Origin of the sequence: Vibrio quintilis (assembly GCF_024529975.1) — a bacterium.
Taxonomy (GTDB): Bacteria; Pseudomonadota; Gammaproteobacteria; order Enterobacterales; family Vibrionaceae; genus Vibrio; species Vibrio quintilis.
Genome location: NZ_AP024897.1, coordinates 1,495,019 through 1,509,327, shown reverse-complemented (window position 1 = coordinate 1,509,327; position 14,309 = coordinate 1,495,019). Strand labels below are relative to the sequence as shown.

At 49.1% G+C, this 14,309-nt stretch carries 16 protein-coding genes and 1 riboswitch; of the genes, 6 read left to right on the top strand and 10 right to left on the bottom strand.

What is annotated here, in order from left to right; all coding sequences use genetic code 11:
• Positions 1-10: 10 nt before the first annotated feature.
• The 3 genes from OC443_RS07080 (at position 11) to OC443_RS07070 (ending at position 1,605) form a co-directional block, all read left to right on the top strand.
• A complete protein-coding gene (locus OC443_RS07080) occupies positions 11-457 on the top strand; it encodes an MbcA/ParS/Xre antitoxin family protein (RefSeq protein ID WP_159440348.1) in 447 nt (148 codons plus the stop codon).
• Positions 457-939, top strand: coding sequence for an RES family NAD+ phosphorylase (locus OC443_RS07075; protein ID WP_073584463.1), 483 nt, complete (start codon positions 457-459; stop codon positions 937-939). Before OC443_RS07080 ends, OC443_RS07075 begins: the two co-directional genes overlap by 1 nt.
• Before the next feature lie 171 nt (positions 940-1,110).
• A complete protein-coding gene (locus OC443_RS07070; RefSeq protein ID WP_073584461.1) occupies positions 1,111-1,605 on the top strand; it encodes a hypothetical protein in 495 nt (164 codons plus the stop codon).
• A gap of 78 nt (positions 1,606-1,683) precedes the next feature.
• On the opposite strand, the gene apbC is transcribed toward OC443_RS07070, so the two are convergent.
• Positions 1,684-2,751, bottom strand: a complete 1,068-nt coding sequence (gene apbC, locus OC443_RS07065; protein WP_073584507.1) for an iron-sulfur cluster carrier protein ApbC — start codon at positions 2,749-2,751, stop codon at positions 1,684-1,686.
• A gap of 360 nt (positions 2,752-3,111) precedes the next feature.
• Between apbC and metG the strand changes: the two genes are divergently transcribed.
• Together metG and OC443_RS07055 are read left to right on the top strand one after the other, a co-directional pair.
• Complete coding sequence (gene metG, locus OC443_RS07060) at positions 3,112-5,157, top strand: methionine--tRNA ligase (RefSeq protein ID WP_073584505.1); 2,046 nt, start codon at positions 3,112-3,114, stop codon at positions 5,155-5,157.
• A 391-nt stretch (positions 5,158-5,548) separates the two neighbouring features.
• Positions 5,549-6,355, top strand: a complete 807-nt coding sequence (locus OC443_RS07055) for a hypothetical protein (protein WP_073584459.1) — start codon at positions 5,549-5,551, stop codon at positions 6,353-6,355.
• Positions 6,356-6,404: 49 nt separating this feature from the next.
• On the opposite strand, the gene udp is transcribed toward OC443_RS07055, so the two are convergent.
• From udp to moaA, 7 genes are all read right to left on the bottom strand, one after another.
• On the bottom strand, positions 6,405-7,160 hold the full coding sequence (gene udp, locus OC443_RS07050) for a uridine phosphorylase (protein ID WP_073584457.1): 756 nt from the start codon (positions 7,158-7,160) through the stop codon (positions 6,405-6,407).
• 264 nt (positions 7,161-7,424) lie between these two features.
• The gene (locus OC443_RS07045; RefSeq protein WP_073584455.1) at positions 7,425-7,847 is read right to left on the bottom strand and encodes a CBS domain-containing protein; all 423 of its coding nucleotides are present in this window, start codon (positions 7,845-7,847) and stop codon (positions 7,425-7,427) included.
• Positions 7,848-8,079: 232 nt separating this feature from the next.
• A complete protein-coding gene (gene moaE, locus OC443_RS07040; protein ID WP_073584453.1) occupies positions 8,080-8,547 on the bottom strand; it encodes a molybdopterin synthase catalytic subunit MoaE in 468 nt (155 codons plus the stop codon).
• A gap of 1 nt (position 8,548) precedes the next feature.
• Positions 8,549-8,794, bottom strand: a complete 246-nt coding sequence (moaD, locus tag OC443_RS07035) for a molybdopterin synthase sulfur carrier subunit (protein ID WP_073584451.1) — start codon at positions 8,792-8,794, stop codon at positions 8,549-8,551.
• Entirely contained in the window at positions 8,791-9,270 is a 480-nt protein-coding gene (moaC, locus tag OC443_RS07030) for a cyclic pyranopterin monophosphate synthase MoaC (RefSeq protein WP_073584449.1), read from the bottom strand. Before moaC ends, moaD begins: the two co-directional genes overlap by 4 nt.
• 3 nt (positions 9,271-9,273) lie before the next feature.
• Positions 9,274-9,786, bottom strand: coding sequence for a molybdenum cofactor biosynthesis protein B (moaB, locus tag OC443_RS07025; protein WP_073584447.1), 513 nt, complete (start codon positions 9,784-9,786; stop codon positions 9,274-9,276).
• Between the two features lie 69 nt (positions 9,787-9,855).
• Positions 9,856-10,842: a GTP 3',8-cyclase MoaA gene (moaA, locus tag OC443_RS07020; RefSeq protein ID WP_073584445.1), complete on the bottom strand. Its 987-nt coding sequence runs from the start codon at positions 10,840-10,842 to the stop codon at positions 9,856-9,858.
• A riboswitch (molybdenum cofactor riboswitch) is annotated at positions 10,831-11,017 on the bottom strand. Its footprint overlaps the gene before it by 12 nt.
• Before the next feature lie 232 nt (positions 11,018-11,249).
• Here moaA and yvcK point away from each other — a divergent pair.
• On the top strand, positions 11,250-12,149 hold the full coding sequence (yvcK, locus tag OC443_RS07015) for a uridine diphosphate-N-acetylglucosamine-binding protein YvcK (RefSeq protein WP_073584443.1): 900 nt from the start codon (positions 11,250-11,252) through the stop codon (positions 12,147-12,149).
• Between the two features lie 75 nt (positions 12,150-12,224).
• On the opposite strand, the gene luxU is transcribed toward yvcK, so the two are convergent.
• Complete coding sequence (gene luxU / locus OC443_RS07010; RefSeq protein WP_200796951.1) at positions 12,225-12,581, bottom strand: quorum-sensing phosphorelay protein LuxU; 357 nt, start codon at positions 12,579-12,581, stop codon at positions 12,225-12,227.
• A gap of 5 nt (positions 12,582-12,586) precedes the next feature.
• Positions 12,587-13,990 (bottom strand): quorum-sensing sigma-54 dependent transcriptional regulator LuxO, encoded by a 1,404-nt coding sequence (gene luxO, locus OC443_RS07005; RefSeq protein WP_073584501.1) that lies wholly within the window; start codon positions 13,988-13,990, stop codon positions 12,587-12,589.
• Positions 13,991-14,309: the final 319 nt, after the last annotated feature.

Below are 14,309 nucleotides of genomic sequence, written 5' to 3'. Positions count from 1 at the left end.
GAGATGCAGAATGATGAACCACGTCGCTTGCGCAACAGAGCATAAGGCTTCTGATCAACTTAATGCGATTTTTCCGGAGGTTGATTTACTGACCACGTCCGGGTATTTCAAAGCCGTATCGCACGGTGTCAGCGGCACCAACCTGAAAGATATCATCCGGGTGATTTCTGATCGGGATATTTTTGCCCGTGTCATTGGTAAAGATAAGTCGAACCTGAGCAAAAGCTACCGGCTGGTCAAACTGCCAACGGTTATCGGCGATAACGTGATTGATACGGTGCGGGTGTATATGCAGGCCAGCGATGTTTACGGTTCGCTGGAACTGGCAAAAGAGTGGCTGAGCACCCCGATACCGGCACTGGGCGGTGAAGTGCCCCTGGATATTATGGACACCCCTGCCGGTCGTGAACTGGTACGGCAGACACTGCGGAAGATCGAATACGGTGAATATTCATAATGAAGCTCTACCGGGTAACAAACAAACGTTTTGCTGATGTCTTCACCGGCCGCGGAGCCAGTTTTGATGACGGTGCCCGCTGGAACAGCGCCGGTCATCCGGTGATCTATTTTGCGCTGGATATGGGCACCGCGCTGGTGGAAGCCGCCAATTATCATCCGACCCCGCGGCTTGTGCCCGCATCACACTGCAAAGCGATTTACAACGTCGCGCCGGATGTCGCCATCCAACGGCTGGACCTGCAAACCCTGCCCGACGACTGGCAAACCATGCCCTACCCGCAAAGCACGCAACGCATCGGCGATGAATTTTTGCAATCACAGGAAGCACTGCTCCTGCTGGTACCCAGTGTCGCCGTCGGCATCGGCGAACTTTCCGTCGCCGTCGCCAACCCGCGTCATCCGCAAATCAGTCAGATTACCCTCGGCCAAATCATTCAGCCGGTGTATTCGCCGAGGATGTTCAGCGGGCTGAGGGCGTGATTTTCTGTTCTGTCTATCTGTTTATCTGTTTATCTGTTTATCTGTCTAAAAAATAACAACTTTATCAAATGATAAATAGTGTTTTTGTTTCTCTGCATATGTTAGCCTAGCGATGTTTTATACATTGACCATTCTATTGGCTCATTACAATAATATTTAAGGAAAATAATCATGAAAAAGTTGCTGCTCCCTTTACTCATCATGCCTTCTCTTGCCTTTGCACATGATCATTCAACGTCGGTTTTTTTTAATACAGTTAATTCCCGCTGTTCAGCTTCTTTTACAGGACAAAGTACATTAGAGCTTAATATTTCAAATTTAAGTGACAATACGGCGAATGTCCTTGTTCAGTTTTACAACAAGCAAGGAGAAGAAGTGATACCGGGTAGTAATCAACGATCAGATTTTTATCCCGGCACCCAGGTCAGTATCTCTGCAAACCAAACGGTCAGTTTTGATGGCAGCTTTTATCGGGCCTCTTCAGACAGTATTGGAAAAAACTATCGTTGTGACGTCTGGCCAGCAGTGGTAAAAATCACGAATTTAAATAAAAACAGTCAGGTGATTGCCTCTGGTTCACAAAACACCTATACACCAACATCGCCAGCAACGAATACCAAATATAGTCGCTACTTCTTTAATATCAATCAGGGACTGCCGTTCTGATAAACAGATTTAAATTAATCCGGGCTTCCGGTATTGGCGAATACCGGAAGTCATTCAGTACAACATCAACGAACAGGGTTACCCTTCCACCATCGCCACATCAATACTTTCCGGCTTTACCTTCCCGTTCCAGTACATCCGGCTGGCGATTTGCTCAGCTAACTGTAAATAAAGTTGTGTGTGCTCACTATCGGGTCTTGCGACGACGGTCGGGCAACCAGCGTCGATGTCTTCCCGCACATGCAGATGCAGCGGAATCTGAGCCAGCAGCGATAAACCGTAGGTTTCTGCCATCTTCAGTGCGCCGCCGGTGCCGAAGATATACTCTTTATGGCCGCAGGCACTGCAACGGTGATAACTCATATTCTCCACCAGCCCGACCACCGGGACTTCGACCTGATGAAACATGGTCACGCCTTTACGGGCATCCGCCAGCGCCAGATCCTGCGGTGTGGTCACCACAATCGCACCGGTGACCGGGATTTGCTGTGACAACGTCAGCTGAATATCGCCGGTGCCCGGTGGCATGTCGATCACCAGATAATCGAGATCTGGCCACAGGGTTTCATTCACCAGCTGACCGAGTGCTTTGGAGGCCATTGGCCCGCGCCAGATCGCCGCGTCGTTTTTATCCATCAGATAACCGATCGAATGGTTGTACAACCCGTGCGCTTCCACCGGCAGCATCCACTTGCCGTCTTTAACTGAGATATCCGCATCCATCGTGCCCAGCATCATCGGTACAGACGGCCCGTAAATATCCGCATCCAGCAGTCCGGTTTTCGCCCCGGAAGCGGCCAGTGCCAGTGCCAGATTCACCGCGGTGGTTGATTTGCCCACGCCGCCCTTGGCCGACGTCACCGCAATGATGTTCTTCACCCCTTTCAGAGGCTGCTCAACATGCGTGACCAGGGCTTTCGGCACCACGTGCACGTTGATTTCATATTGGGCAGGTGGCTGGTTCGCTGTCAGCCACTGGCGGAGTTCCTGTTGCAGGGATGTCGCCGCAAATGGCAGGTCAATATGGAAAACCGTCCCGCTTTGTGCGCGGATCAGACCCGGCTGTGAAGCCCAGTCAGCAATGAGGCTTGCATGGGAAAATTGATTGAGCCAGGCAACCAGCTCGCCCGGAATGGGATACGCCATAAATATATCTCCCGAAAAGATTTTTGGCATATGCTACCACTCCACCACATGAAGCTAAAGTCCGAAAACAAATTCGCTGAAACAGTTGACCCGAATGCGCCACCAGAACCGGTCAGCCGGAACCATGCTCAGGCATCACCCCGGCCCGCTTCCCGCGGAAAAAAATGATCCCGAACGTGGATGGGTGCTTTGCGTAATCCCTGACATCAGGTACTATTAACGGCTATTGATTTTGTGTGGTTTTTCACATATCTCATCAATATCCAAGATTCCTTTAAAATTTTTGTATTGCTGCTGGCAACCGGTGAAGAATTTTCCGGCTGCAACGGCGATATATCAGACAGAGCGAAGAAATTTAGTATGGCAACTGAACCGAGAAAAATTCTGGTAACCTGCGCCCTTCCGTATGCTAACGGCCCGATTCATTTAGGCCACATGTTAGAGCATATTCAGGCGGATATCTGGGTACGTTACCAGCGCCTGAAAGGCAATGTGATCCATTTCATTTGTGCGGATGATGCTCACGGCACACCGATCATGCTCAGAGCACAGCAAATGGGAATCACGCCTGAAGCGATGATTGCATCGGCCAGTGAAGAGCACCAGAAAGACTTCGCCGGATTTAACATCAGCTATGATAATTATCACAGCACCCACAGCGAAGAAAACCGCGAGATCTCTTCTTATATTTACCAGCAGTTAAAAGCCAACGGCTTTATCTCCAGCCGGACGATTTCACAGCTGTATGATCCGGAGAAAGAGATGTTCCTGCCGGACCGCTTTGTGAAAGGCACCTGTCCGAAGTGTAAGTCTGAAGATCAGTACGGCGATAACTGCGATGCCTGTGGTGAAACTTACAGCCCGACCGACCTGATTAATCCGAAATCTGCGGTGTCCGGTGCCACACCGGTGATGAAAGATTCCGAGCACTTCTTCTTTGACCTGCCTCAGTTTGAAAGCATGCTCAAAGAGTGGACCCGTTCCGGTTCACTGCAAACAGAAACCGCCAACAAAATGCAGGAATGGTTTGAATCCGGCCTGCAACAGTGGGATATCTCACGCGATGCGCCTTATTTCGGTTTTGAGATTCCGGGTGAAGAAGGCAAATATTTCTACGTCTGGCTGGATGCGCCAATCGGTTACATGGGCTCTTTCAAAAACCTGTGTGACAAGCGCGGTGATCTGGACTTTGACGAGTACTGGAATAAAGACAGCCAAACTGAGCTGTATCACTTCATCGGGAAAGACATCGTTTACTTCCACAGTCTGTTCTGGCCTGCCATGCTCGAAGGCTCCGGCTTCCGCAAGCCGGACAACGTTTTCGTACACGGTTATGTGACCGTCAACGGCGCGAAAATGTCGAAATCCAAAGGCACTTTCGTCAAAGCGGCGACATATCTCAAGCACATGGATCCGGAATGTCTGCGCTATTACTACGCAGCGAAGCTGAACAGCCGGATTGATGATCTGGACCTGAATCTGGAAGATTTCAGCCAGCGGGTGAACTCGGATATCGTCAACAAAATCGTCAACCTGGCTTCCCGTAACGCAGGCTTTATCACCAAGCGTTTCGGCGGTCAGCTGTCTGCTAATATTGCAGAACCGGCGCTGTATGAAACCTTCGTCAGCGCTGCGAAGCAAATTGGTGAATACTTTGAAACCCGTGAGTTTGGCCGTGCGATTCGTGAAATCACGGCACTGGCGGATAAAGCCAACCAGTATGTTGACGAAAAAGCCCCGTGGGTGATTGCCAAAGAAGCAGACAAAGATCAGGAATTGCAGGACATCTGCTCCATGGGCATTAACCTGTTCCGCGTGCTGATGGCTTATCTGAAACCGGTAATGCCGGAACTGGCGGCCCGCAGTGAAGCTTTCCTCAATGAAACCCTGGACTGGGATGTGATCGCCAAACCACTGGTCAGCCATGAAATCAGCAAGTTCAAAGCACTGTTCAGCCGGATCGAACCCAAAACAATCGAAGCCATGATTGAAGCATCGAAAGAAGATGCAGCCGCAGAAAAAGCGATCACACAGAAGCAGACGGCAACAGAAACGGAGCTGGCAAAAGATCCAATCGCTGATGAAATCGAATTTGATGATTTTGCCAAAGTCGATCTGCGGATTGCGCAAATTGTCTCCTGCGAAGAAGTGCCGAAAGCCAACAAGCTGCTGAAGCTGGAACTGGATATCGGCGGCGAAACCCGTCAGGTGTTCTCCGGCATCAAATCGGCTTACAAACCGGAAGATCTGGTCGGTAAATACACCGTGATGGTGGCAAACCTGAAACCACGCAAGATGAAATTCGGCATGTCAGAAGGCATGGTACTGGCCGCAGGTCCGGGTGGCAGCGATATCTGGTTGCTTGAGCCGCACGAAGGGGCGAAACCAGGCATGCGGGTGATGTAATTTCCCTGCCGGCGGGTATCAGGTTCATGCGCCACAATTGTGCATTTTGAACCGGATCAAACCATCTGAAAACAAATCCCGGTGTTTACCGGGATTTTTTCATCGCTCGTGTCCAAACTCTCTGTTCATCTTCCCTAAAACAAAGAAATACGCACCAAATCAGTGCACCATGCATGTAAATCATTTGTTAAGCTGATGATTTTAATCATAAAAAAAACTGGCATCATCTCTGCTTTGATCTGATAAAGAAACCCTGATACGGGTTCGGAACCAGCCTGCGGCGTGTATTGACCTTTTTCCTGCAATTCCTTTTCAGCCGTACACTGTCAACCCGCCCGGAGTCAGCGCAATAAACAGGGATTATTGCGCCATAACAGTAAAGGAGTTGGCTATGTTTGTTGTCATATCAATGATTATTTCTGTCGGTATTCTCGGATTCATGTTCTGGCTTGCCAAACAGCGGGAATCCAGCCTGAAACATAAATACGCTTTACTGAGCGATCTCCGTCAGGTGCTTCATACCTGCCGCCAGCACCGCCACACGACGCACCTGGCCCTGATGTCCGGTGAAATCCGCCGTGCGGAAACCCTGCCCTTATCCGAACTGCTGATGAAAAAATCACAGCATTTAATCGCCACTGCCCGGACCGATAACAAACCCATGTACCGGGTCCTGCAAATGAAACTGCGCGGGTTAATCAAAAACTGGCCGGAATATTCAGTGGCCCGCAATCAGATGGTGCACGGCAAAGCCATCAGACACTGTATGTTTCTGATGGATGAAATTATTTTGTCCTGGCTGGTGGAAGTGAACCGGGAAGATCTGACGACTGAATATCATATGAACTGGCAGCAGATTGTCGATGCCATGGATGCATTGACCCAGCTTCGGATCTGTATTCAGGATATGGACCATGAGGAAGGCAAAATCCGCATTCAGCACAGTGCTGACATGGTATGCAGAAAAATTAATCAGCTGGCCGTGATCAGCCCGCTGTCTATTGCAGCGCCGGACTGTGTCCGTTCATTGCAACAGCTGGAAAGTATCAGTCAGGGAGAAGAACATCAAATGGACGCAGAGGCGATGTACCGGCTGACCGCAGACATTTCGCTGAATATTTCTCATGTCTACGATCAAATGCTGGGAGAGCTGACTGAAAGTCTGTATGTGCCTCTCCCAAAGTCACTACCGGCCTGACGGATAAAGACTCTTGATCGAATCGTTCAGGACGCCTGACCGATAAAAATCAGAGTAAACGACGGGCCGCACCGACCACAGCACGAATCGATTTTGCTTCAACATCCCTGATGATAGCGTGGTCAGGAATTTCTTTCTGGGTACGGTTAATAATCACACCTGCGACACATCCGCCTCTCAAACCAGAGCTGCTGCACATGGTAAACAAAGTGGCAGCTTCCATTTCAAAGTTCAGCACGCCCATTGACTGCCACTCTTCCACAGAACCCTGGAAGCGTTTCACAACCCGGCCGGAGAATGTATCGTAACGCTCCTGCCCCGGATAGAAAGTATCACTGGATGCAGTAATACCGGTATGCACCGTCCCCTCTTCTTCAGCAGCTGCTTTCAGAGCCACCATGGCATCAAAGTCAGCCACTGCCGGGAATTCCATCGGTGCAAAATGCTGGCTGGCACCATCCAGGCGCACGGCTCCGGTCGTGACAATTAAATCCCCGACCTTCACATCCGGCTGAATCGCCCCGGTTGTACCAACCCGCAAAAAAGTTCTGACGCCAAGCTGAGCTAGCTCTTCCACGGCAATTGATGTTGACGGACCACCAATACCTGTCGAACAGACAATCACAGGTTTATTATCAATCAAAGCCCGGTACAGGGTAAATTCCCGGTGGCTGGCCAGAAATACCGGCTCATCCATCTGATCCGCAATTTTCTTAACCCGCTCAGGATCACCCGGCAGAATGGCAACTGTTGCACCACCCAGATCGGCTTGCGTCACTCCAAGATGAAAAACAGCGTCAGACATGATTTGTTTCCTCGTTATTTGATTGATTCAGATTCTATGAGCGTATGACTCAATACACTTTGATAACTTTAACCAAGATAGCAGTCAATGTTCAGATTATAGATCACAAATATATGATGTGTTGTTTATCATTTTTCATAAAAACAATAGATTGATCACACTTAAACCGAAACAAGCACCGACCGCATACCATAGACCCCCATAAAAAAGCCCCGCCAGTCATCACAGGCGGGGCAGGAAATGGATCCGAATACGACAAACCGGCTAAACCGGATGCTGAAAACAGGCAACGAGAGATTTTTCAATCGCTTTAAGCACAGAGCGTCGGGTGATTAATCCGACCAAACGGTTTTCTTCTTCCTCGATCACCGGATACACCTTGGGCCGGCCGACTTTCATCATATGTGCCAGCTCAATAATTGATAATTCCGGAGACACGGAACACACTTCCTGATTCATACAATCACCGACAACATGTGTGTCCTGGCAGTGATAACCCACTTTCACCAGTTTATCCAGCAAGTCCTGCTCAGACAGAAAACCAATGACCTTGCCAGCCTCATCGACGACCGGGCCGCCAAAATGTTCGGAGTGAATCACTCTTTCCAATGCAACAGACAACGGCATTCCTGCATCAAATGTCACCGGATGTCGCGTCATATAATCTCTAACTTTTAGTGAGTCCATGCAATCTCCCTCAGATATCACTTTTTATTATCCGTTCAGGATAATTGTTGCCTAATTTCTGATAATTGCTAAATAGATCTGACTAATTTTATTGATTGAGATTATCTATTGGTTAAATAATAGACATAAGCCACCTGAATTATCTGTTCTGGTGGATGGTTCTGGTGGATGGTTCTGGTGGATAATAGAGATTCCCAGACGATCTGAAGATGCAGGTTGTTTGGGTATTGGTTCAGCTTTCGCTGTCTTCTTTCCAGCGTTCAGCCGCCTGATGATCACTTTCCCGCGAATCCAGCCAGCGATCACCGGTATCAGCCCACTCTTTCTTCCAGAACGGCGCTTTGGTTTTCAGGATGTCCATAATGAATTCACAGGCAGCAAACGCCGCATTGCGGTGTGCACTGCTGACACCGACAAACACAATCTGCCCGCCGGTCCGGATGCGGCCAATCCGGTGAATCACCCGGATGTTCAGCAGCGGCCACTTGGATGCAGCCTGTTCACAGATATCCTCAAGGACTTTTTCCGTCATGCCCGGATAGTGTTCAAGCGCCAGCCCGGCCACCGGTTCACCCAGATTATGATTACGGACTTTGCCGACAAAAGTCGCAACAGCCCCGGCTGCGGCATCCTGCGACAAACGTTCATACTCTTCACCGGCGGAGAAGTCTTCCCGCTGAACACAAACAGAATGCGTCATCTCAGCCTCCTGTAACCGGCGGGAAAAAGGCAACTTCATCACCATCACTGATCGCCGTTTCCGGCGGAACAATGGTTTGATTGACCGCCATCAGCAGTCGCTCCGGAGCCATCGCCAGGGCCCATTTATCAGAACGGGCAGCCAGTGATTCTCTCAGTAACTGCACACTTTCAAACGGCCCTTCGACCTCAATCTCATCCTGACCGATAATTTCCCGGGTCTGGGCAAAAAACAGTACTTTAATCATGCGTCCACCTTAAAATCACCTGATTTCCCGCCAGATTTTTCCAGCAAACGAACCTGACTGATCACCATATCTTTCTGAATAGCTTTACACATGTCGTAAACGGTTAATGCAGCCACGGATGCAGCAGTCAGCGCTTCCATTTCAACGCCGGTTTTTCCGGTCAGGCGACACACAGATTCAATCCGCACCGCGGATTGTTCTTCACACGCTTCCAGCCGGACTTCCACTTTGGACAACAGCAACGGGTGACACAGAGGAATCAGCTCCCATGTGCGTTTCGCTGCCTGAATCCCGGCGATGCGGGCGGTGGCAAATACATCGCCTTTATGATGTCCGCCGGAAATAATCAGCCCCAGCGTTTCAGCCGACATATGGACCCAGGCTTCAGCTCTGGCTTCTCTGACTGTGTCGGCTTTCGCAGAAACATCCACCATATTGGCCTCACCGGCAGTATTGACGTGAGTCAGTTCAGGCATGCGTTATTTCCCCAGATGCGGCATAAAGTTACACGGACGGTGTGAGGCATCCATCTGCTGTTCAATCACCTTAGTCCACGCCGTTTTACAGGCGTTGGTTGAACCCGGCATCGCGAAAATCACAGTATGATTGGCAAACCCGGCAAAAGCCCGTGACTGAATGGTCGAGGTGCCGATTTCTTCATAAGAAACCATCCGGAACAGTTCACCAAATCCTTCCACTTCTTTATCAAACAGCGGCAACATGGCTTCCGGCGTATTATCCCGGCTGGTAAAACCGGTGCCACCGGTGATCATCACTGCCTGAACGCTTTCGTCAGCAATCCAGTTCGAAACAATCGCCCGGATTTTGTATTTATCATCGATCACAATTTGTTTGTCAGCCAGTTGATGTCCGGCATCTTTGAGTGCCTGAACCAGATACTGCCCGGATGTGTCGTTTTCTTCTGTACGCGTATCAGACACAGTTAATACCGCGATTTTTGCAGGTTTAAATTCTGATTGTGCATGACCCATAACATTCACCTGTTTGTTATTTCTGTTTTAAAAAACCATCTGCTTTTTTAAGCAGTCATGACTGAAAACTCAGCCCCCGATCGATGCCAGATGCGGCGTCATTCCGGCGTCACCCTGATGCAGAAAATGCCCCGATGCTTTTTGCCCCAGACCGGACTGAATCCGGGCCATCAGGGCAGACTGTTGCGCATCCTGCTGCAATAAGTCCCGCAGATCGAGGCCGGACTCACCAAACAGGCACAAATGCAGTTTGCCGGTTGCCGAAACCCGTAAGCGGTTGCATGTGTCACAAAAGCCGTCTTCGTAAGGCATGATCAGACCAATTTCGCCCTGATAATCCGGATGCCAGAACACCTTGGCCGGGCCATCATGACTGGCACGGACTTTCCGCTGCCAGCCCTGCGCTTTCAGCAGCCGGTAAAACACCTGACCTGAAGCATGATGGCGGTCAAAATAGTGATCCATTTCCCCGGTCTGCATCAGTTCGATAAACCGCAGCTGCACCGGGCGATGTTTAATCCATTCTAAAAACGCCGGGAGCTGGTGGTCGTTCTGATTTTTCAGTAAGACAGCATTGACTTTGACCTGAGCAAAACCGATTTCCAGCGCCCGGTCAATGCCCCGCATCACCAGCTCAAATTTATTTTCACCGGTGATTTGATGAAACATTCTCGGATCGAGGCTGTCCAGACTGACGTTGATATTGGTCAGCCCGGCCCGCTGCCAGTCAGCAACGCATTTCTCCATCCGGAAGCCATTGGTTGTCGTCGCCACTTTCTCAATACCGGGCGTATCCGCGACCTGCCGGATGATTTCGGTAAAATCACGGCGCAGGCTCGGTTCTCCGCCGGTCAGGCGTACTTTTGTCGTGCCACAATGGGCAAATGCATGAACAACCCGGCGAATTTCGGGCAATGAAAGGAAACAGGGACGTTCATCCCCTGCCTGGTACCCATCAGGTAAACAATAGGTACACTTAAAATTACAGACGTCAGTCAGCGACAGACGCAAATAATAGAATTTGCGCTGAAAATTATCTTCAAATTGTAGAGCCATGGAACACCTTTCCAAACACGGGAGGCAAGATCATTTCCAACCTTACCCTTGGGCCAGATTTCGGCCTCTGGTCTGAAGTGCTTATCTTCAGTCTTTTGCACAACTGACGTTTAAAAGTGAACGCCAACGGCAGAATGAATGACTTAGCCCGTCAGACTCGGAGCTATGGCAACTATGAAAACACCTACATATCAACGGGATGTATTTACCGGGATATTAAAGTATTCTCACAATCAACATCGGTGCACATGTTTACAAATTTTTTTGAATCGATCTAGCGATGAATACAAAAAAACAGACAAAAGTTATAAAATCTCTGAAAAAAATGACTTATTATCAGTTATTTCTATTAATAGCTTATAATTATTTAGTTGGAATTATAATTAAATCTTATTGATCAGGACATGATGGATATTCATAAAGAAAAGAAAGTTGTTGCCATTGGTGGCGGACATGGTCTTGGACGGGTTTTGGCGGCTTTGCGCCATTTTGAAGAGAATGCGACCGGTGTTGTCACGACCACCGATAACGGCGGTTCAACCGGGCGAATCCGGCATTGTCAGGGTGGCATTGCCTGGGGCGACATGCGCAATTGTATTAATCAGCTCATCACCACACCCTCGATTGCTTCCATGATGTTTGAACACCGTTTTCGTGGTCAGGGCGAACTGGATGGCCATAATCTGGGCAACCTGATGCTGACGGCGCTGGATAATTTATCAGTCCGCCCGCTGGACGCAATTCAGCTGATCCGGACCATGCTGGATGTGTCGGTCAATATTGTGCCGATGTCAGAATATCCGGCAGACCTGACCGCACTGACGACGGAAGGCCGCACTGTGACGGGTGAAACCAGTGTTGACCAGATGAATGCCAGGCTGACCCGGATTGACATTTCACCTCAGGTGCCGGCAACTCACGAAGCCATTGCCGCTATCCGTGCAACAGATGCTATTATTCTCGGCCCCGGCAGTTTTCTGACCAGTGTCATGCCCCCGCTGCTGCTTTCTGAAATCGGCAAAGCGATTGCCAAAAATACCGCAGCAAAACTCATCTATATTGAGAATTTATCACCGGAGATTGGTCCGGCAAGTCAAATGGATTTAAGTCAGAGGCTTGAATGGTGCTCCCGGGCCTGTGAAGGGCGTCCGGTCGATGTGGTGCTCTGCCATCAGATGATTGAGCACTTCAGCCATCCGCACACCCAACTCGTGATTCGTGACCTGGCCTCCCCTAACAAAGAATGGCGTCATGAGCGGGAGAAACTCCGGCTGGCACTGGAAGAGCAGATGACCGGGCAGAAATGAATAAATGACGACTTTAACTGTCCCTGACACAGTCAGGCACAGTTAAAGGAACAGAGGCGTATGCGAATAAAGACGTTAAACGCTGACAGATTCAGGGCTGAAAGCCGCATAACTTTCGTGTGTCAGACGCAGTAACTCAACCAATGCTTCAGTCTCCTGCGCGATATCTTCCAGCTGCTGCTGTTTGCCCCGCATGTCAATATCAATGGCCAGCGCGCACAACCGGTCTGCACCAAAACTGGCCGCACTGCTTTTCAGCGCATGGCTGATTTCTTTTAAGTGTTCCAGCCGTGCCTCTGTATCAGCTTCCAGCAATGTGGCCTGATAAGATGTCAGTTCACCTAAAAAAATATCCAGCAAAACCGGCACATTTTCCGGACCAATTTCTTTTGCCAGTGTTGCTATCTTTTCCTGATTGATTAAATCCATGATCATATTTAAGCTTTCTCTTCTGCATTCCAGGACTGAAGTTTCCGGTAAATTGTTGAAGGACTGACTTCCAGATGACCAGCCGCTTTGGGAATATTGCCTTCACAGGCTTCAATCGCCCGTTCAATCGCCATTTTTTCTGTCATCCATAAAGGATAAATATCCTGCACTGACAGTTTATTATCTTCTTCCTGCGGATGAATCAGCCGCAGGCGTGTTTCCTCTTTTGGCTTATTCAACGGCGGTGGTAACATATTCAGCGTAATTTCCCGGCCTGAATTCAGCACCACGACATTACGCAAAACATTCTGTAACTGGCGGACATTACCCGGCCATTCGTAATAGATGAAACGTTCGGTCACTTCCGGCGATAATCTGACAAAATCTTTGCCTTCTTCCTTGGACATGTAACCCAGAAGCGAATAAGCAATTTCAATCACATCATTTTCCCGCTCACGCAGTGGTGGCAGGTGCAAAGGAATCACATAGAGCCGGTAATATAAATCTTCCCTGAAGCGGCCTTCCTGCACTTCTTTCCACGGGTCGCGGTTGGTCGCACAGACAAACCGGACATCGACACTTTTCATCCGTGAGGAACCAACCTTCTGGAACGTACCGGTCTGGATAAACCGCAGCAGTTTGGTCTGCAGGTCAAGGTCCATTTCACACAATTCGTCCAGAAACAGCGTGCCGCCATCTGCCAGTTCAGCAGCGCCCTGCCGGTCCGTTGCTGCGCCGGTAAACGCCCCTTTGACGTGACCAAACAGTTCACTTTCGATTAAATCTTTCGGAATCGCCGCACAGTTGATCGCAATAAAGGGGTTATCACCCCGTTTACTGGCGGCATGAATTGCTTCAGCGCAGACTTCTTTCCCGGTGCCGCTCTCACCGGTAATGAAGATACTGGCTTTACTGGAAGCGGCAGAATCAATGGTCCGGTAAACATCCTGCATCATCTGGCTGCTGCCGATGAACCCCTGATAATTCTGACTTTTTGCACCCGGTGTTGCTTTAATTTTGCTTGCTTTGCGAATCGCATTATTGACCGTGACACGTAAACGGTTCGCTTCACATGGCTTAATTAAAAAGTCCTGCGCACCGTGACGCATTGCTTCAACGGCAGTTTCAATTGAGCCATGTGCCGTCATGAAAATCACCGGCACATCCGGATAGATCACTTTCACTTCCCGCAAGACATCCATACCGGTCATATCCGGTAACCGGAGATCAAGCAGAATTAAATCCGGCTCACGTTTTTGCAAACTATCCAGTGCTTCTTTGCCGGTACCGACAATCGTGATATCAATATCATCCAGCGGCATCAGATAAGAACGGTAGAGTACAGCAACAGAGGCTGTATCCTCGACCATCAGCAGATATCTGCTTTTTTGTATGGTTTGTACTGATTGCATATCCCAGCCAGGTCCATTTATATTTCTTTGCATTTTGCATCATTTTTGCATTTGAAATTGCAAAACGCAAATTCGTTTTCAATAATTTTCAGCTTTTTCGTCATAAAAGCGCTTTAAAGACACAAAATCACCGAATTTTATTCTGGCACAAATACTGCAAAATGTTTTATTGACCCGCTTGGGTCACCTAGCCAACTGACGTTGTTAGTGAATATCATATTCACATTCTGACAGCCAATAGATTTAATGCTATTGGCTTTTTTTTATCCGTCATTTTATACGGTGTATTTCTCAAACATTTTATCTTTCAGACCCGCTC